This window comes from Bacillus sp. LH1, assembly GCF_057924895.1.
Window position 1 is genome coordinate 1,944,732 of sequence record NZ_CM175007.1, and the last position, 19,451, is coordinate 1,964,182.

At 33.4% G+C, this 19,451-nt stretch carries 17 protein-coding genes; all 17 read left to right on the forward strand.

All coding sequences use genetic code 11. From position 1 onward, the window contains the following. Positions 1-76 precede the first annotated feature (76 nt). On the forward strand, positions 77-2,380 hold the full coding sequence (locus ACX9TM_RS10215) for a glycoside hydrolase (protein ID WP_063225452.1): 2,304 nt from the start codon (positions 77-79) through the stop codon (positions 2,378-2,380). A gap of 320 nt (positions 2,381-2,700) precedes the next feature. Next, entirely contained in the window at positions 2,701-3,702 is a 1,002-nt protein-coding gene (locus ACX9TM_RS10220; protein ID WP_002182662.1) for an LCP family protein, read from the forward strand. Positions 3,703-3,866: 164 nt separating this feature from the next. Then, positions 3,867-5,114, forward strand: coding sequence for a hypothetical protein (locus tag ACX9TM_RS10225; RefSeq protein WP_001174862.1), 1,248 nt, complete (start codon positions 3,867-3,869; stop codon positions 5,112-5,114). A gap of 12 nt (positions 5,115-5,126) precedes the next feature. Next, the gene (locus ACX9TM_RS10230) at positions 5,127-5,816 is read left to right on the forward strand and encodes a response regulator transcription factor (protein ID WP_000036073.1); all 690 of its coding nucleotides are present in this window, start codon (positions 5,127-5,129) and stop codon (positions 5,814-5,816) included. Further along, positions 5,813-7,171 carry a sensor histidine kinase gene (locus tag ACX9TM_RS10235; protein ID WP_000824534.1) on the forward strand — a complete coding sequence of 453 codons (1,359 nt, stop codon included), beginning with the start codon at positions 5,813-5,815 and terminating at the stop codon, positions 7,169-7,171. The genes ACX9TM_RS10230 and ACX9TM_RS10235 overlap by 4 nt, the downstream gene beginning before the upstream one ends. Positions 7,172-7,272: 101 nt before the next feature. After that, positions 7,273-8,094 carry a peptidoglycan-N-acetylglucosamine deacetylase gene (locus ACX9TM_RS10240; RefSeq protein ID WP_000409484.1) on the forward strand — a complete coding sequence of 274 codons (822 nt, stop codon included), beginning with the start codon at positions 7,273-7,275 and terminating at the stop codon, positions 8,092-8,094. A 14-nt stretch (positions 8,095-8,108) separates the two neighbouring features. Then, positions 8,109-8,765 (forward strand): YkyA family protein, encoded by a 657-nt coding sequence (locus ACX9TM_RS10245; protein WP_000873571.1) that lies wholly within the window; start codon positions 8,109-8,111, stop codon positions 8,763-8,765. Between the two features lie 159 nt (positions 8,766-8,924). Continuing rightward, the gene (locus ACX9TM_RS10250) at positions 8,925-9,605 is read left to right on the forward strand and encodes an MgtC/SapB family protein (protein ID WP_000119510.1); all 681 of its coding nucleotides are present in this window, start codon (positions 8,925-8,927) and stop codon (positions 9,603-9,605) included. Positions 9,606-9,701: 96 nt separating this feature from the next. Further along, the gene (locus tag ACX9TM_RS10255) at positions 9,702-10,223 is read left to right on the forward strand and encodes a GNAT family N-acetyltransferase (protein ID WP_000511208.1); all 522 of its coding nucleotides are present in this window, start codon (positions 9,702-9,704) and stop codon (positions 10,221-10,223) included. Between the two features lie 297 nt (positions 10,224-10,520). After that, positions 10,521-12,329 (forward strand): IucA/IucC family protein, encoded by a 1,809-nt coding sequence (locus ACX9TM_RS10260; RefSeq protein ID WP_001163352.1) that lies wholly within the window; start codon positions 10,521-10,523, stop codon positions 12,327-12,329. A gap of 60 nt (positions 12,330-12,389) precedes the next feature. Further along, positions 12,390-14,228, forward strand: coding sequence for an IucA/IucC family protein (locus ACX9TM_RS10265; RefSeq protein ID WP_139256952.1), 1,839 nt, complete (start codon positions 12,390-12,392; stop codon positions 14,226-14,228). Beyond that, a complete protein-coding gene (locus ACX9TM_RS10270; protein ID WP_063219871.1) occupies positions 14,215-15,453 on the forward strand; it encodes an AMP-binding protein in 1,239 nt (412 codons plus the stop codon). The genes ACX9TM_RS10265 and ACX9TM_RS10270 overlap by 14 nt, the downstream gene beginning before the upstream one ends. Then, entirely contained in the window at positions 15,450-15,725 is a 276-nt protein-coding gene (gene asbD, locus ACX9TM_RS10275) for a petrobactin biosynthesis protein AsbD (protein WP_001250560.1), read from the forward strand. Before ACX9TM_RS10270 ends, asbD begins: the two co-directional genes overlap by 4 nt. A 23-nt stretch (positions 15,726-15,748) precedes the next feature. Next, entirely contained in the window at positions 15,749-16,732 is a 984-nt protein-coding gene (locus tag ACX9TM_RS10280) for a DUF6005 family protein (RefSeq protein ID WP_000200729.1), read from the forward strand. Between the two features lie 37 nt (positions 16,733-16,769). Then, positions 16,770-17,612 (forward strand): sugar phosphate isomerase/epimerase family protein, encoded by an 843-nt coding sequence (locus tag ACX9TM_RS10285; RefSeq protein ID WP_000877687.1) that lies wholly within the window; start codon positions 16,770-16,772, stop codon positions 17,610-17,612. 122 nt (positions 17,613-17,734) lie between these two features. Further along, positions 17,735-17,941 (forward strand): alpha/beta-type small acid-soluble spore protein, encoded by a 207-nt coding sequence (locus tag ACX9TM_RS10290; RefSeq protein ID WP_000113545.1) that lies wholly within the window; start codon positions 17,735-17,737, stop codon positions 17,939-17,941. 235 nt (positions 17,942-18,176) lie between these two features. After that, the gene (gene bcbE, locus ACX9TM_RS10295) at positions 18,177-19,406 is read left to right on the forward strand and encodes a bacillibactin exporter BcbE (protein WP_002197672.1); all 1,230 of its coding nucleotides are present in this window, start codon (positions 18,177-18,179) and stop codon (positions 19,404-19,406) included. The last annotated feature ends 45 nt before the right edge of the window (positions 19,407-19,451 follow it).

Below are 19,451 nucleotides of genomic sequence, written 5' to 3' on the forward strand. Positions count from 1 at the left end.
AAAATGCTAGCTCTATTATTTTTTGCCACATTCCTGTAACAAACCACCTGTATATTCATTGGTGGAGGTGCAGAGGATGAAAAAAATGATAGCGATATGTCTTCTAACAACTATGCCATTTTCGACTTTAGTCGGTTGTGACGTAAAAGGTAGTAATGCTGTACAAGAGTCTAAAATAAAGAAATCGACGTATAAAGATTTTACTTATGATGTAAATCCAGAAACATTCACATTAACTGTAGAACATGAGGGGGTAAAGGAACAGGCATCACGACCCCTACCGAAAATGAAGGTATCGAATGTAAAAAAAGAAAAGGATCGTACATCGTGGGAATATCCAGATCAAAAAGTAAAAATAAAATTAGAAAAGAAAAAAGACCACTTAAACATTGAAGTGGAATCGACTGGTGCAGAAAGCTTTACATGGCCGAAAGTAGAAGCTGAAAATTATACACTTCCGTTATGGGAGGGTAAGCAAATTCCGAGCAATGATGAGAATTGGAAGAAGTTTTTAAAGGATGATGCATATTCATTTGCTGAATCATTTTCTATGAAGTTTTTCGCATTAAATGGTTCGAAATATTCAATTGTATATATTGCAAACAATATGTTTAATAATGAATTGAAGTTTCATTCGGATCCGAAAATAGGATTTGATTTTACACATGAATTTCCGAGCATAAATAAAAATAAAACATATGGATTTCAATTATATGTGACAAATAATGATGCGGTAAGCATTGCTAAACTGTATAAGGATGATATTGTTCGAAAAGGTGAATTTAAAACATTACAAGAAAAGGCTAGAAAAAATAAAGAAATCGAAAAGTTATATGGAGCGGCGCATTTTTATTTTTGGAATCAAAATGGTCTATCAGAAAATAATATAAATTGGCCAAAACTAAGGGAGCAAATAAATAGCCCGCTGTTTAGTCATATAAAAGAACTTATTCAAAAGAATAGTTCAGAGCCTGGGGAACTGAATGTATTAGATCAAGTAAGTAAACAAGATTTCATTGATAAGTATCAAAAAAATGTTATTTTACGTTATATAAACGAAGTATTATCCATGAAGGAATTTTATAAAGAGGATATTTTTCAAAACGTTGATCAGGAAGCTAGTGTGCTATTAAAGAAAGGTGTAGGTTACTTAACGAACACAGAATTGTATAGCTTAAATAAGCATTTATTAAAGTCGTTACTTGGTGATGCGGTTGAAGAGGTAAGTAAATGGGGTAATGCAGATGGAACGGACATACTAAAGGAAATGAAAGAGGTAGGAATAGAAAAAGCGTGGATTGGTCTGCCGAACTGGGAACAAGGATTTATGCAACCTAATTTCGTGACAAAAGCGAAGGAAATGGGGTATTTAGTCGGTCCGTATGATTCATATCATTCCATTCACGAAAAAAGTGATAAAAATTGGAACACAGCATCCTTTAATGACCCATCATTATATGAAGAGGCTACTGTAACGAAGAAAAACGGAGAAAAGGTGCAAGGCTTTTTAGGCAGAGGTCGCAAGTTAAACCCGACTTTATCGCTGCCTAGTGTAAAGGAACGCATGAATGATATATTACAAAATGGTCCTAAATATAATTCATGGTTTATTGATTGTGATGCGACAGGTGAAATTTACGATGACTATTCAGCGAAACATATAACGACACAAGAGCAAGATTTAAAAGCACGTTTAAAACGAATGGACTACATTGCGCAAGAAAAGGGTATGGTCGTTGGTTCTGAAGGTGGAAATGATTTTGCTAGTAGTACGATTGCATTTGCACACGGAATTGAAACACCTGTTATTAAATGGGACGATGAAGATATGCGGAAAAATAAAACAAGTCCGTATTATGTCGGTGGATATTGGTCACCAAATCAAAATGTGCCTGAAAAATATGCAAAACAAGTACCATTGAAAGAAGAATATAAACAAGTATATTTAAACCCAGTATATTCAGTACCATTATATAAATTAGTATACAATGATTCCGTTATTACAACGCATCATTGGGAATGGGGAAGTTTAAAGGTAAAAGATGAAGTTGGAAATCGAATGCTGTCTGAATTATTGTATAATGTTCCTCCGTTGTACCATTTAGATGAAGTAGAGTGGAATAAACATAAAAAAGAAATTACAGAGCATCTAAAAGTTTGGAATGAAGTTCATGAAAAAGCAGTAAAAGAAGAGATGACGAATTTTGCGTATTTGTCAGAAGATAAGCTAGTACAATCTGTTTCTTATGGAAAAAATATTAAAATCATTGTGAACTTCTCAAATGAAGACATGGAAGTAGAAAAAACGAAAATAAAAGCAAAGTCGGCTTTTATTGATAATCAGGGGAAGAAAAGCATGTATACGCCGTTTGAGAAATAATAACGTGAAATATACTGTATTCATAGAGGTTTTATCATTAGCTGGACTCTTTATTCATATCGTTTATCTGGAAAAAGATATCCTAATTTAAAATGAAAGAGTTAATGAATTTATAAATTCGCATGTTGCGAAGTGCTAAATTTTTGAAATTGGTAAATAGTGACTTGCCAAAAATAAGTACGAGAGTATAATGTGAAATGGAATACATATTGGGTTTTAGTAGTAACCTTACAAAATTGTAAGGTTAATGAAAGGAAATTCAATATGAAGATAAATAGACTTACATTATACTTGGTAAAGAGAAAGAGAGGCGAATGGGTATGAGCTCTGAATTAGAACAAAATACGAGAAGTAATAAAAAGCGTTCTAAAAGAAAGTCAATAAAATGGTTCATATTAATTCCATTTTTCCTACTTATTTTTGGAGGAGTAGGATATGGTTCGTTTATATATAATAAAGCAAAAGCTGTTGTAAATGATGCGTATGCGAAAATTGAAAAGTCATCAAAGCGTGATAAAGAAGTTGAACCTTTAAAGGATAATATTTCAATATTAATCATGGGTGTAGATGGAAGTGAAATGAGAAAAAGCCAATATGGCGAAGCAGTTCGAACAGATGCACTTTTATTAGCAACAATTAATAAAGATGATAAGTCTGTTAAGCTAGTAAGTATTCCACGTGATTCACGTGTTTATATTCCAACTAGAAAAAAATTAGATAAAATTACTCATGCTCACGTATTTGGTGGCGTAGAAAGCACACGCGATACGGTGGAAAGATTCTTAAATGTCCCTGTTGATTATTATGTGAAGTTTAACTTTGAATCATTCGTACAAATTGTCGATTCAATTGGTGGTATTGATATTGATGTACCAGTTACTTTCACTGAACAAGATAGTAAAGACCAAGCTGGTATGATCCATTTAGAAAAAGGTTACCAACATTTAAATGGAGAACAAGCACTTGCACTTGCAAGAACGCGTAAAATTGATAGTGACGCAATGCGTGGACAGAGACAGCAACTTGTAATAGAAGCAATTGCTAAAAAAGCGATGTCTGTTCAATCAATTAGCAAGATGGGCTCTTTACTAGATGCGGTTGATAAAAATATGAAAACGAACTTAACATTTGACGATATGCTTGCCATTACAAAAAATATGGCAGGATCTAATTTGGAAATGGAAAAATTGCAAATAGAAGGCACAGATAAACGTATCGGTGGTATTTATTATTACATTCCAAATGAAAAAAATGTAAAAGATATTTCAAAAAAATTAAATGATCATTTAGGTGTAACGCCAAAATCAGTCCGAAATGAATAATAAAAAAAGATTGGCTTTTGCCAATCTTTTTTTTTGGAATGTATTTGTAACTTTTCTGTAACGATTTTTTAGTTTAGAAAAATTATACTCATATGTATGAGTATAATGGATAGGTAAAAAAGTAAAAGGACATATTCAAAATTTGTGGTAAGGAAAGATATCATATGCAGAAATGGTTAAGTATGATGGGAATTATCTTTATATTGACTGGATGTAAAATGTCTGAAGCTCCAACAAGTCTAATGGAAGCTCCTACAAATGAAAAATGGATTAATGAATTAAAGGAACAAATTGATAAAGATTTACCTGTTAATTATCGCTTACTTACTCCAATGTCTAACAAAGATAAACAGATGATTTGGTCAATGAATTTTAAACAAGATAATAAGAAAGAAGCCATCTTATTTTATAAATTGCCGAATGAAGATCATAGCGTATATTTAGCCGTATATGAAGAAATCGGAAATGGCTGGAGAATAAAGTCCACACATAAATTTGATGGTGGAGATGTAGATATCGTTGAAGTCGGTGATTTTACAGGGAACGGGAAGAGAGAGTTGTTAATCGGAATCTCTGTAAATCGTGAATCGTTAGAACATGTTATGTATGTTTTTTCGGAAGAAAATGAAGAGATGAAGGAAATATATAATCGAAGTTATACGAAGTTATTCATAGAGGATCTAAATGAAAATGGACTGAAAGATATAAGCCTTGTTACATTTGAAAAAGATGAGAAGCTGACAGTTGAGTTCATGGAACAATTTAAGACTTTATCTGAAGTGTCATACGATCCATTTATAAATAGTATTCAAAGAATACAAATGGGTCGTATTTCTAAATCATTAAAGGCAGTTGTAATCGATGCGGGAACAGGGGCTCATTCAGGTATAACTTATGTAGCAAAATTTGATCAGGATCATTATGAAGTATTACCTATGGATGGGAAAGAAGATTTATTTAATGAATATGTTGTAGAAAGTAAAGATGTTAATGAAGACGGCATTATTGAATTTGTTCGTACTGTACGCCCAAAAGGTTGGGAAGATAAATCACATGGTGATAGTCCGCTTTTCGAACGTTACATACAGTGGAGTGAATCTGGAATTAAACCAATTGAAGAACGATATATAGATATAGAAAAAGGGTATTATGTGAAAATCCCTAAAGAGTTAATAGGGAAAATTACAATACCAGATCAGCAAAAAGAATCAAATTCTCAAAAGTTTTTGGATACAAGAACAAATAAAATATGGCTTGAAGTTCATATTTTTAAGCGGAAAGAATGGTTCAATATAAAAGGCTACAGCGCAGCAATTAAAACGGCTTCTCACGTATATGCAGTACCGAAGCAATCGGAATTTGAAAAAGTGAAAGCATATATAAAACCGCTAGCGGATTATCAACAAGAGTAGGGGGTGGGAATTATGTCAAAAATTTTAGTTTTAGAAGATGAATTAACGATCCGTAGCTTTATTGTTTTAAATTTAAAACGTGCTGGATTTTATGTAATAGAAGCTACTACTGGAGAAGAAGCGTTACAGATTTTGAGTGAACAAACTGTTGATATAGCACTGCTGGATGTAATGTTACCGGGGATTGATGGTTTAGAGGTTTGTAAGGCTATCAGGAAAGAAAATAAAAAAATGGGTATTATTATGTTAACCGCACGTGTACAAGATGAAGATAAGGTGCAAGGACTAGGAATGGGTGCGGATGATTATATTGCAAAACCGTTTAGTCCAGTAGTATTAACTGCACGTATACAGTCTTTATTAAGAAGAATAGAAGTACATGAAGAAAAAACGAATATTGTTACGTCAGGTCCATTTTCGTTAAATATTATAGAAGAAAGATTGTATAAAGATGGACAATTAGTCGATTTAACACCTACAGAGTATATGATATTACAGTATTTAATGAATCAGGCTTCAAAGCCAGTTTCGCGTGATGAAATTTTAAATATGATTTGGGGAACCAATTACGTAGGTGAGACGAAAGTAGTAGATGTAAATATGAGACGGTTACGTCAAAAGATAGAATGTAATCCATCAGAACCTGAATTTATTCTTACGGTGTGGGGAAAAGGATATGTGTGGAAGGAAAGTATGAGATGAAACGGAAAGTGACTTTATATTTTATGACGGTCATTACACTTATGCTTGTATTATTTGAAGTTGTATTTTCAGTCTCAATTTATCGATACTATTATAATGGTATTGTGCAATATATAGAGTCTCATGCGAAAACGAGTACACGTTTTTTTTCAGAATACAATTCACTATACTTTATTCGATTACAAGAATATAGTGGTGACATAATTAGTAGCTTTCAATTAGAAGGAACAGAATTACAGTTAATCGATCGTCACGGCTCGGTTATACAATCTTCAAGTGGTGAAAAGGTAGAAGGTAAAGTGAATATTCCACAATCATTATTAGAAGGTGAAATGTATAATCAAGTTACTACGAAAGGTAATAAAAAACAACTAGAGGTGCTAAGCCCACTTATACATCAAGGACAAACTATTGGTGTTTTAAAATATACGACTGTTTTAACAAATGTAAATAAAAAGATTATTGAAATTATTACGTTTACTATTTCTGTAGGTATTGTTATTTCGGGAGTCGTCTTCTTAATTAGTAGACGTTTGGCAAATTCATTTGTTGAGCCAATTGAATCCATTATTCAAGCCTCTTCACAAATTGCAGAAGGCACATTAAAGCAAAAAATTAAAGAAGATTATCCTGGAGAATTAGGTGACTTGGCACATAGTTTAAATTATATGGCCTATAAAATAGATAAGGCTGAGCAGATGAAAAATGAATTCATTGCTTCTATTTCGCACGAAATACGAACGCCTTTAACAGGAATTAAAGGTTGGAGTGAGACGTTAAAAACAGTAGATCATTTAACAGAAGAAGAAATAAAGCAAGGTATGGGCATTATTTCAGGTGAGACAGATAGATTGATTCATTTAGTAGAAGAATTGCTAGATTTTTCAAGATTACAATCAAATCATTTTAATTTATATAAACAAAAGGTTCAATTGTACGATATACTAGAGGAGACGATTTGGCAATTAACTCCTAAATCGGAAGAGAAGGAAATTCAATTTATTACTACTATAGACCGAATTGAATTGATGGGAGATCGAAATAGGCTAAAGCAAGTTTTCTTGAATATTGTTCAAAATGCAATTAAGTATTCACATAAAAAAAGCACAATACACATTGAAGCGACTAAAATAGAAGGACAAGCAGTGATTAAGGTAAGAGACGAAGGGATTGGAATTGCTAAAGAACATTTACCATATATTGAGCAATCATTTTACCAAATTAATAATCATGCTGCAGGTGCAGGTATTGGTTTAGCTATCGTTAAAAAAATGGTGGAGCTTCATGGCGGTGCGCTTAGTGTTACAAGTAAAGAAGGAATAGGAACAACAATTTTGATAAAACTCCCATTATAATACAAATAAAATCTATTTATATGGTGAAATAAAAATAAATAGATGTATAATTATATTGGGCGATTTATATATAAGATTAATAGGGAGAGGAATTCGATAGAATGGAAAAAGCTTTAAAAATTAAACAAATAGTAGTCGTTTTAATAGCGATTGCCGCAGTAGCTATTGGGTATTACATGTTTCAATCAATTACTTCACCAGCAAAAGCTGTTGCGAAACAAGAAAATGTAGTGCAGCTTGCAAGTGAACAGCCGAAAGTTGAAATGAATAAAACGGCACCAAGTCGTTTTAATGGAAAAGAAAGAAAAGTTGCTTATCTTACATTTGACGATGGGCCAGGGAAATATACGGCTGAATTATTAAATACGCTAAAACAACATGATGCGAAGGCGACGTTCTTTTTAATTGGAGCGAATGTAAAAGAATTTCCTGATTTAGTGAAACGTGAAAATGCTGAGGGTCATTATGTAGGCATGCATAGTATGACACATAATTTCGCAAAGTTATATAAAAATGGCGAGTATGTAAATGAGATGAAAGAAGATCAAGGTTTAATCGCTAATATTATTGGGAAATCACCTAAATTAACACGTCCTCCATATGGTTCGATGCCTGGATTGAATGAAGGTCTCCGAAATAAAGTGGTAGAAGGCGGATTTAAAGTATGGGATTGGACAATTGATTCATTAGATTGGAGATACAATAAAATGCCAGTTGATGCAGCTGCAGCACAAATTGCTCAAAACGTATTAACAAACGCAACAAAACCACAAGAAGTAATTTTAATGCATGATATTCACCCGCAATCAGTTGCTGCTGTGCCAGCAATTTTAAAGGGGCTAAAAGAAAAAGGTTATGAGTTTGAAGCTTATCATGAAGAGAGTCACTTCCCAGTGAACTTCTGGCATGATAACCGTATGTAATGGAGGAATGAACGTTGAAGTATGGAAAAGTAGCAGTAGTTGGAGCATTATCAGTAGGACTTTTAACAGGTTGTTTCGGTGAAAAGCCAGAAGAAAATCTATATACAGCTTTTGAAACAGCAGCAACACAAGAAAAATCTTTAGTGGATGAAGCAAAAAAATTAGAGCAGTTAGAGAAACAAGGGCAAGAATTATATGCTCAAATTTTGCAAGAAGGTAAAGAACATAATGAAGCAGTTGTGAAGAAAATAGAGCAAGCTACTGCAAATGTAGATGATCGTGAAAAAGTATTGAAAAGTGAGAAAGAAATGCTAGAAAAAGCACAGAAGGAAACGAAATCTGTTCAAAGTAATATAGAGAAGATTGAAGATAAGAAGTTACAAAAACAAGCAAAAGCAGTAGAAGAGTCGTATAAGAATCGTTATGATGCATTCCAAAAGATGAATGAAAATTACACGAAAGTGTTAGCGACTGAAAAAGAACTGTATGAAAAATTAAAAGTAAAAGAAACGAAATTAAAAGAAATCGGTGAAAAAGTTAAAACTGTTAATGAATTAAATGTGGAAGCACAAAAGTCGAAAGAGCAGTTTAACAAATTTACAAAAGAGTATAATGACAGTAAATTAGCATTCTACAAAGGTGCAGAAATTAAGATTAAAGATCAGAAATAAAGAAGAATCTAAAGTGTAATAAAAAGCCGGAGAAACATCGTTATAAATGTTTTTTCGGTTTTTTACGTTAAATGAATAGAAAAGACTGGAATTGATATCATAAAAGAGTTATAGTGAGTTATTCTAAGGGAAACATTGTAAAGTAAGGAGAATAGGAATATGTCATATGAATTTTTACTCAAATTAGGTTTAGCACTCTTTTTAGGATTATTCATCGGGATAGATAGGCAGCTAAAGAATAAACCACTTGGTGTGAAAACAAGTATGGTTATTTCTGTAGCAAGTTGTTTAATTACGATGGTTTCAATTGAATCTGTGCATGTATATTCTGTTCCAGGACATACAAATATGGATCCGATGCGACTGGCCGCTCAAATTGTTAGTGGAATTGGTTTTCTTGGCGCAGGTGTCATTTTACGAAGAAGTAATGACGTTATTTCTGGATTAACAACAGCTTCTATGGTGTGGGCTGCTTCAGCTTTAGGAATCGCAATTGGTGCGGGATTTTATTTACAAGCGACAGTTGCTATGGTTTTAATTATTTTAGCGATTAATGTACTTCCGCAACTTGTGAAAATTGCAGGACCGTATTCATTAAGACAAAAGGATTTATCTATAAAAATTACTGTTAAAGAGCATCATGAGTTAGATGGTATATTTAAGCAAATTAAAAATTTAGGCATGCATGTGAAACGCGTGAAAATTAAAGATATAGATAGTGGAGCATTTCAGCAACTAGAGATGGTTATTTTAGCTCCAGAAGATTTATATACAACAGAATTATATAGTTCCCTGAAAGAGATTGATCGAGTAGTTTCAGTTGAAGTGGAAAGTAGATAATTGTGATAAAAAAGAGTGAAGTGAATTCACTCTTTTTTATTTGGATTTTTAAGGAATGAAATTGATATAATGATGAGTAATAAAGGGGGAGAAATGATGGGAATACATATTAGAAGAGCAATAAAGGATGATATACAAGGTATAGCAAAGGTGCATGTCGATAGTTGGAAAGCAACGTATAAAGGGATATTTGCTGACGAAATTCTAGATAATATAGCATATGAGAAACGAGAAAAACAATGGGAAGATATTTTTCAAAAAGAGGGTAATCATCAATTTAGATTTGTAGCAGAGAATTTAAATGGAGAAATAGTTGGATTCATCGATGGGGGAGTAGAAAGAACTGGTACATATAATTGTGATGGAGAATTATATGCAATCTACCTTTTACAAGAGTATCAAGGAATGAAAATAGGACAAAAGTTATTTCAAGCTTTATTATCGGATTGTATAAATAATGATATGCAATCACTTTTAGTTTGGGTTGTTACGAATAATCCTTCTAAAAAGTTTTATGAAAAATTTAACCCAGAAAAAATTGATACAAAATTTTTAGAGCGATTACAGGTAGAAGAGACAGCATATTGCTGGAGAGATATAAATAATATTATTATGTAAATTTTATGTTTGAAAGAGGTATACCAATTAAGGTATACCTCTTTTGTTTAAACATTTTGGATAGATTACTAATGAAAAATAGTAAGTATGTAGTTTGAAACTGAGTATTTTTTTGTGTATTTTTAACTAGATTAAAGAAAAGAGGGAAAACAATAAAAATTAAAGCAGATAAAAAAATTCTGAAATATACTATTGAATTGAATATCATTATCAATTAGAATCATAGTTGATAACGATATTCAATTATCAATTGTAATATGAAATTCTCATAGCGTTAATATAAAGAGGAGGACCAACATGCAGCATGCGAAACAAATCGCAGAACATGCAACATTACAAAGCTTTTTAAACTGTTATTTAAGAGAAACAGGGAGTGGAGAATGGATTACAGAGGATGAAAGAATGAAGAGTATCTTCAGTAATACGTTGAATAGAGATACAGTCCCCACATATTTATGTTGTCGGCTATCGGCACAGAACGTTACTTTGTATGGAGAAGTTATATATAAATCATCAACAGATCGCCATTTGTTTGGAGAACAATTTTATTATCAAATTGGAGATAGTAATTCTGTTATTACAGCAGATTATGTTACAGTTATTACATTTTTAATAAAAGAGATGTCTATCAACTACGGAGAAGGAACGAATCCTGCGGAACTTATGCTTCGAGTCATTCGTAGTTGTCAAAATATTGAGGAATTTACAAAAGAGAGAATAGAAGATACATCCGCATTATACGGTTTCCATACAACTTTTATAGAAGCGGAGCAGTCTTTATTATTTGGGCATTTAACTCATCCTACACCAAAGAGTAGACAGGGGATATTGGATTGGAAAAGTGCAATGTATTCTCCAGAATTAAAAGGAGAATGTCAGCTTCATTATTTTCGGGCACATAAAAGTATAGTAAATGAAAAATCATTATTATCAGATTCTACAACAATGATTATAAAAGAAGAATTAAGTAATGATGAGATGGTTAGTAAGGAATTTATAGCGAAGTACTGTAAGGAAGATCAATATGCATTAATTCCAATTCATCCGCTTCAGGCAGAATGGCTCTTGCATCAAGCTTACGTACAAGATTGGATAGTTCAAGAATTGCTTGAGTATATTGGTCCTGTAGGTAAGTATTATATGGCAACATCATCACTAAGGACGCTATATCATCCCAATTCGAAGTATATGCTTAAGTTTTCATTTCCGGTGAAAGTAACGAATTCAATGCGTATTAATAAACTGAAAGAACTTGAGAGTGGTCTTGAAGGGAAGGAAATGTTAAATACGGCTATTGGTGAAGTACGAGAAAGATTTCCAGGATTTGATTTTATTTGTGATCCAGCCTTTATTACATTAAATTATGGAACACAAGAATCTGGATTTGAAGTGATTATTCGTGAGAATCCTTTTTATAGTGAACATGCAAACGACGCAACATTAATTGCTGGGCTAGTTCAAGACGCTATACCTGGGGAGCGTACGCGGTTATCGAATATTATTCATCGCCTAGCAGATTTAGAAAGTAAAAGCTGTGAAGAAGTAAGCTTAGAGTGGTTTAGACGATATATGAATATTTCTTTAAAGCCAATGGTATGGATGTATTTACAGTATGGTGTTGCATTAGAAGCTCATCAGCAAAATAGCGTTGTTCAGCTAAAAGATGGTTATCCGATCAAATATTATTTCCGTGATAATCAAGGATTTTATTTCTGTAATTCAATGAAAGAGATGCTTAATAATGAATTAGCTGGTATTGGAGAACGTACTGGAAATTTATATGACGACTATATTGTGGATGAGAGATTTCGTTACTACTTAATTTTCAATCATATGTTTGGCCTCATTAATGGTTTTGGCACAGCAGGATTAATTAAGGAGGAAATTCTTCTCTCGGAATTAAGGTCTGTACTTGAATCATTTCTTCCATATAACCGGGAACCTTCTACATTTTTAAGAGAATTATTGGACGAAGATAAGTTAGCGTGTAAAGCAAATTTACTAACGAGATTTTTCGATGTCGATGAGTTAAGTAATCCATTGGAGCAAGCTATTTATGTGCAAGTACATAATCCACTAGTTAGAGAAGTGGCTGTTCGTTCATAAATAACGTTAAAATTTCACGTAATACAAATAATGGTATTTTGTCATAAGGTGGAGGGTTTTATGAGAGTGGACATGTATCATACGAAAGTATTGAAGGCGCTCGAATCAGAAGATTACATTTCAGTACGAAGAAGAGTGCTACGTCAATTAGTAGAATCGTTAATTTATGAGGGGATTATTACACCGGTTCGCATAGAAAAAGAAGAACAACTTCTTTTTCTAATACAAGGACTTGATGAAGAAGACAAAAGTGTCACGTACAAATGCTATGGCAGGGAACGGATGACATTTGGACGTATTTCTTTAGACTCATTAATAGTAAGAGTCCAAGATGAACAGCAAGAAATACAGTCTGTCTCGCAATTTCTAGAAGAAGTTTTTCGGGTTACTAGTGTAGAACAAGCTAAATTAGATTCTTTTATGCACGAATTAGAACAAACAATATTTAAAGACACGATTGCACAATATGAAAGAAATAATAAGAGAGAATATACTCAAAAATCTTACGATGAGTTTGAAAGCCAATTAATAGATGGCCATCCATATCATCCTAGTTATAAAGCACGTGTTGGATTTCAATATCGTGACAATTTTCAATATGGTTATGAATTTATGCAGCCAATAAAACTCATATGGATTGCAGCACATAAGAATTATGCGACTGTAGGTTATGAGAATGAAGTGATGTATAACAACATTTTAAAAGAGGAGATTGGCGATCGTAAATTAGAAGAGTTTATGGAACGAATTCGTAATAAGGGATGTAATCCAAAACAGTACGTGTTTATACCTGTTCACCCATGGCAGTGGGAGAATTTCATCATTTCAAATTATGCGGATCATATACAGGGTAAATTTATTATTTATTTAGGAACATCAGAGGACGATTATTGCGCGCAACAGTCAATGAGAACGTTAAGAAATATTAAGAGTCCAAAGAAACCGTACGTTAAATTATCGATGAATTTACTCAACACTTCAACACTTCGTACGCTGAAACCATACTCTGTTGTAAGTGCACCAGTAATATCAAATTGGTTAAATGATGTTGTAAGTAATGACGCCTATTTAATGGATGAAGCACGTTTAATCTTGTTAAGTGAGTTTTCAAGTGTAACGTATGACATGAATAAGAAAGCTATATATGGTTCATTAGGATGTATTTGGCGCGAAAGCGTTCACAAGTATTTAGATGCACAAGAGGATGCAATTCCTTTTAATGGTTTATACGCTAAAGAGAAAGATGGTACACCAATTATTGATGCGTGGTTGAATAAATATGGAATAAAGGATTGGCTACAATTACTTATTCAAAAAGCGATAATACCAGTTATACATCTTGTTGTAGAGCATGGCATCGCACTGGAATCACATGGACAAAATATGATTCTAGTCCATAAAGAAGGGGTGCCTGTTCGTATTGCGTTAAAGGATTTTCATGAAGGGCTTGAGTTTTATCGTCCATATTTGAAAGAAGTTGACAAATGTCCCGACTTTACTAAAATGCATAAAACATATGCGAATGGAAAAATGAATGATTTCTTTGAAATGGATCGCATTGAATGTTTGCAAGAGATGGTGTTAGATGCACTATTTCTGTTTAATTTAGGAGAATTAGCATTCGTACTTGCGGATGAGTATGGATTGAAAGAAGAACATTTTTGGATGATGGTTGTTGAAGAAATTGAAAATCATTTAAGAATATATCCACATTTGAAAGGTAGATTTGAAAATATTCAATTATATGCACCTACATTCTATGCTGAACAATTAACGAAACGTCGATTATATATGGATGTGGAATCGCTTGTTCATGAAGTTCCAAATCCATTGTATAGAGTAAGACAACTTATGAAACAAAAATCAGCTGTTACAGGGGGAAATTATGCTAATCGTTAATAAACAAGAGTATAGCAAAAGTGATTTTGAATTGAGATTACAAGTTTATGAGGAAATGGAACAATTTCAAAAAGCAGAAGGAAATAGATTTGCACTTTGTCTGAAAGATCCATTCGATATTATTACGCTTGTGTTTTTCTTAAAAGAAAAGAAATCATCAGTATTACTTATACATGAAGATACGCCAAAAGAAACGGCTATTGAAATGGCAAAGCGTGCAAATTGTGTAGGGATTTTATATGGAGAATATGGCGATTTTACAAAATTAGAAGTAGGGAACTTTTTACTAGAAGAGCCTTCTTTATTGCAATATAGTTCGGGAACTACGGGAGAACCGAAACTGATTCGTAGAGCATGGACGGAAGTTGATACAGAAATTACTGCCTATAATGAAGCTTTAAATTGTGAAGTAGATGAAGTGCCAATCGTTATGGCTCCTGTTTCACATTCATACGGACTAATATGTGGTACGTTATCAGCAATTACGAGGGGGAGCAAGCCTGTAATCATTACGAACAAAAATCCTAAATTCGCATTAAATATAGTTCGCAATACAGAAAAACATATTATATATGCAGTACCACTTATGTTACACATTATGGGGAGTTTTCCATTAGGAACGTTCCAGTTTCATAAAATTATGACATCAGGATCGCCTTTGCCAGAAGCACTATTTTATAAACTAAAAAAAATGACAACATATATGATGCAGCAATACGGTTGTTCTGAAGCAGGTTGTATTAGTATATGTCATGATATGAAAAGCCATTTAGATTTAGGAAACTCTCTACCTCATGCAAGTATAAGCATAGGTTCAGATGAAAATGCACCGGAAGAAATCGTCGTGAAAATGAATGATAAGGAAATTTTCACGAAGGATTTAGGGTATAAATCTGAGCGTGGCATTCATTTTATGGGGCGTATGGACGATGTAATTAATGTCTCAGGATTAAAAGTCTTTCCTATAGAGGTAGAAGAAACGATGCTTCGATTGGAAGGTGTGCAAGAGGCAATTGTATATCGGGGGAAACATCCTGTGATGGGCGAAATAGTTAAAGCGAAAGTGATCTCTCATGTTGATCCAGTGAAAATAAGAGAATGGTGTATTCAGCACTTACCTTCTTATAAAGTTCCGCATGAAATTGAAAGTGTAAATGAAATTCCTAAAAATAAAACTGGAAAAGTAAGTAGAAAGTTACTAGAGATGGGAGAGGTTACAACATGAGACGGGAAGCGTTAAAGAATGCCGTGTTAAAAATTATGATAGAAAAAATGGAACTGAAAAATGTAACGCATTTAGAAGAAACGATGCGCTTAAATCAAGATTTATATATAGATTCGGTAATGATGTTACAGCTTATTGTATACATAGAAATGGATGTAAAGCTATGCGTTCCAGAGGATGAGGTAGACCCAAAGGCATTTCTTACTGTAGGATCTTTGCTTGATTTTATGGAAGAGTTAGAGCCGTTACAGGAAGTAAATGTGAATAACTAACCTTTAGGAAAGTGGATGAGAGTATGACTTCAATTAAAGTGCACTGTTTAGTGAGTTGTTTTTGTGAAATTATAAAAAGGCGTAGCGACATTGATTTTCGTCCATTTTATTTTGGACTATGGGATGGAGATTTTGATATAACACAAGGCGGAATTATTTCATATCACTCTGAAAACATTAACCATGATCATTATTTACTTTGGTTTGAAAAATTGTACGGTATTAAAGTAAACGAATGGTATGATCATGCAAAAGATAAAGATAGCAATGTAGAAACGTTTTTAGAATTAGTAGAAAACAAGCCGGAAAATCGTTATGTCATTGTAATGGTTGATATGTCTCTATTACCAGAGAGGGAAAATAAATTTCATCAAAAACCGTTTCCACATTATTTAATGATATCAAAAACAGAGAAAGAAGAAGAGTGGTTCATGCTAGATCCTGATTTTCGTTGGGAAGGAAATATGGAAAGAGAAAAAGTACTTCACTCTATTCAAGATAACCCATTTGGTGGAGGTTATTTCATTGATATAGAAGGAATTGGGGAGCCAACGCAAGAAACAGTAGCTAGTTATTTCACAGAAACATTCAAAAAGAACGACAATGAACTGACTATGGAACTGAAAAATTTAATTGTAAAAATGGCAAATGAGGAAGAAGGATATGCGCTTTCTGGACTTGTAGCAGCAGTAAAACAAATACCAGTACTTGCAATTCGTAAATATAGTTATGAGCATGCCTTTGCATACTTCCGTGAAACGTTGCAATATTCGGAGCAAGAATTTGATTATTGGTGTGATCGGGTAGAGGATATTGTACAAGGATTTACAAATGTACAGTATCGTGCAATTAAAATGGCAATGACGAATAATAAAGGTATGCTAGTATCGATTATTGAAAAACTGGATGAAATGAATGCAATTGAACTGCAAATTAAGAAGGAATTAGAGAGACAGTTTCTATCATGGAAAGGTATGAAAACAAATCAATCTGTCGCAACTCTTTAATAAGCTAACTGAATTTAAGATAGGGGAGTTTAATACTATGAAATATTCGCTATGTACCATTTCATTTCGTCATCAATTAATTTCATTTACTGATATTGTTCAATTTGCATATGAAAACGGTTTTGAAGGAATTGAATTATGGGGGACGCATGCACAAAATTTGTACATGCAAGAACGTGAAACGACAGAACGAGAATTGAATTTTCTAAAGGATAAAAACTTAGAAATTACGATGATAAGTGATTACTTAGATATATCATTATCAGCAGATTTTGAAAAAACGATAGAGAAAAGTGAACAACTTGTAGTACTAGCTAATTGGTTTAATACGAATAAAATTCGCACGTTTGCTGGGCAAAAAGGGAGCAAGGACTTCTCGGAACAAGAGAGAAAAGAGTATGTGAAGCGAATACGTAAGATTTGTGATGTGTTTGCTCAGAACAATATGTATGTGCTGTTAGAAACACATCCCAATACACTAACGGACACATTGCCTTCTACTATAGAGTTATTAGAAGAAGTAAACCATCCGAATTTAAAAATAAATCTTGATTTTCTTCATATATGGGAGTCTGGCGCAGATCCAATAGACAGTTTCCATCGATTAAAGCCGTGGACACTACATTACCATTTTAAGAATATATCTTCAGCGGATTATTTGCATGTGTTTGAACCTAATAATGTATATGCTGCAGCAGGAAGTCGTATAGGTATGGTTCCGTTATTTGAAGGTATTGTAAATTATGATGAGATTATTCAGGAAGTGAGAAATACGGATCTTTTTGCTTCCTTAGAATGGTTTGGACATAATTCAAAAGAGATATTAAAAGAAGAAATGAAAGTATTAATAAATAGAAAATTAGAAGTAGTAACTTCGTAATGTGAAATGATGTGAGAGTCTCGTTTAGAGGCTCTTTTTTATGGTAAAAAATAACCAAAAATTTCCATGTATTTTAATTTGAATTTAACACAATTTATATATAAATAAGGAGGTGATTGGTAATGGCTAGAAATCGTAATTCTAATCAATTAGCATCACATGGAGCACAAGCAGCTTTAGATCAAATGAAGTATGAAATTGCACAAGAGTTCGGTGTACAACTTGGAGCTGATACTTCTTCACGTGCAAACGGTTCTGTAGGCGGTGAAATCACAAAACGCCTAGTAGCGATGGCAGAACAACAGCTTGGTGGCGGATATACTCGCTAAATGTATAAGGTTATAGGAGAAAGGAAGGATTCTTCCTTTCTTTTTTTTTCAATTAATTGGTATGGATATATAGTGAACAGAATTCAAAGAATAGAAGTAATACTATATTTTACCCAATTTCTTTTGTTGTGAATGGGAAGTATTAAAGATGTAATAGCCCTGGTGGAATGAAAATTATGTTCCAGCAGGGCTATTATATGGTAAGAAATATATGATGAAAGGTTCCGAAATCAACATGTTAAAAAAAGAAAACTGTTGTTTAATTGCGCTTGCATCAGTTCCACTTGTCATGACATTAGGGAATTCAATGCTCATTCCAATCTTGCCGACAATTGAAAAGAAATTACATATTTCATCGTTTCAAGTATCCATGATTATTACAATTTACTCTATCGTAGCCATTTTACTTATACCGATTGCTGGTTATTTATCAGATAGATGGGGACGAAAGATGGTAATGGTTCCGAGTTTGCTGATTGCGGCTATAGGAGGAGCTATAACTGGTTGGGTATCTTGGAAAGTTGATAATCCCTACACTTGGATATTAATCGGTAGAGCGATTCAAGGTATTGGTGCTGCTGGGGCAATGCCGGTTGTTATACCGTGTGTTGGTGATTTATACAAAGACGAAAAACAAGTTAGTACAGGCCTGGGAATTATTGAGACATCCAATACATTTGGAAAAGTGCTGAGCCCTATTTTAGGATCTGCTCTTGCTGCCATTGTATGGTTCTTACCATTTTGGGCGATTCCAGTTTTATGTGTCATATCAATTGTTTTGTTGCTTGTTCTAGTAAAGGCAAAGAAACAAGAAGGAGAAGTACCACCACTTAAAGAGTTTATAAAATCTATTCTGTCTACGTTTCGAGAAAAAGGAAGATGGTTAATTGCCATTTTTGCATTAGGTGCAATTATTATGCTTATTTTATTCGGAATTCTCTTTTATTTGTCGACTATACTGGAATCAAAGTATGACATTCATGGTATATGGAAAGGGTGTGTGCTTGCTATCCCGTTACTTGTACTGTCACTTAGTTCATATATGGCCGGTAAAAAAATTGGAGATAATCAAAATGTTATGAAGAAGTGTATTTATATTGGTTTTTTAATGGCAGCTGCATCAGTCATCATTCCTTTATTTATAAAAGGGATTTATTTACTACTTCTTTGTCTCGTTATTATGGGGATAGGGATTGGTATGGCACTCCCATGTTTAGATGCCCTCATTACACAAGGAATTGAAAAGGAGCAAAGGGGAACGGTTACGTCATTTTATAGTTCAATGCGATTTATCGGTGTAGCAGCTGGACCACCTTTATATTCTTTTTTCATGAAAGGGGCGGACCATGAAGTGTTTTATTTGACAAGTATTTTCGCTGCCATTGGTGCTATCATAGCAATCATTTGGATTAAACCAGCAAAGGATGCAAAGACGGTAAAACAGAAACCAGAGCCTACTTCATAATTTGTAAGAGAATTGCATGATGTTTTGAGTAACATGCAATTCTCT

Excerpts from the sequence above, each read along its gene's own strand:
- ACX9TM_RS10215 (WP_063225452.1), top strand. The coding sequence starts at position 77 with ATGAAAAAAATGATAGCGATATGTCTTCTAACAACTATGCCATTTTCG.
- ACX9TM_RS10220 (WP_002182662.1), top strand. The coding sequence starts at position 2,701 with ATGAGCTCTGAATTAGAACAAAATACGAGAAGTAATAAAAAGCGTTCT.
- ACX9TM_RS10225 (WP_001174862.1), top strand. The coding sequence starts at position 3,867 with ATGCAGAAATGGTTAAGTATGATGGGAATTATCTTTATATTGACTGGA.
- ACX9TM_RS10230 (WP_000036073.1), top strand. The coding sequence starts at position 5,127 with ATGTCAAAAATTTTAGTTTTAGAAGATGAATTAACGATCCGTAGCTTT.
- ACX9TM_RS10235 (WP_000824534.1), top strand. The coding sequence starts at position 5,813 with ATGAAACGGAAAGTGACTTTATATTTTATGACGGTCATTACACTTATG.
- ACX9TM_RS10240 (WP_000409484.1), top strand. The coding sequence starts at position 7,273 with ATGGAAAAAGCTTTAAAAATTAAACAAATAGTAGTCGTTTTAATAGCG.
- ACX9TM_RS10250 (WP_000119510.1), top strand. The coding sequence starts at position 8,925 with ATGTCATATGAATTTTTACTCAAATTAGGTTTAGCACTCTTTTTAGGA.
- ACX9TM_RS10255 (WP_000511208.1), top strand. The coding sequence starts at position 9,702 with ATGGGAATACATATTAGAAGAGCAATAAAGGATGATATACAAGGTATA.
- ACX9TM_RS10260 (WP_001163352.1), top strand. The coding sequence starts at position 10,521 with ATGCAGCATGCGAAACAAATCGCAGAACATGCAACATTACAAAGCTTT.
- ACX9TM_RS10265 (WP_139256952.1), top strand. The coding sequence starts at position 12,390 with ATGAGAGTGGACATGTATCATACGAAAGTATTGAAGGCGCTCGAATCA.
- ACX9TM_RS10270 (WP_063219871.1), top strand. The coding sequence starts at position 14,215 with ATGCTAATCGTTAATAAACAAGAGTATAGCAAAAGTGATTTTGAATTG.
- asbD (WP_001250560.1), top strand. The coding sequence starts at position 15,450 with ATGAGACGGGAAGCGTTAAAGAATGCCGTGTTAAAAATTATGATAGAA.
- ACX9TM_RS10280 (WP_000200729.1), top strand. The coding sequence starts at position 15,749 with ATGACTTCAATTAAAGTGCACTGTTTAGTGAGTTGTTTTTGTGAAATT.
- ACX9TM_RS10285 (WP_000877687.1), top strand. The coding sequence starts at position 16,770 with ATGAAATATTCGCTATGTACCATTTCATTTCGTCATCAATTAATTTCA.
- ACX9TM_RS10290 (WP_000113545.1), top strand. The coding sequence starts at position 17,735 with ATGGCTAGAAATCGTAATTCTAATCAATTAGCATCACATGGAGCACAA.
- bcbE (WP_002197672.1), top strand. The coding sequence starts at position 18,177 with ATGTTAAAAAAAGAAAACTGTTGTTTAATTGCGCTTGCATCAGTTCCA.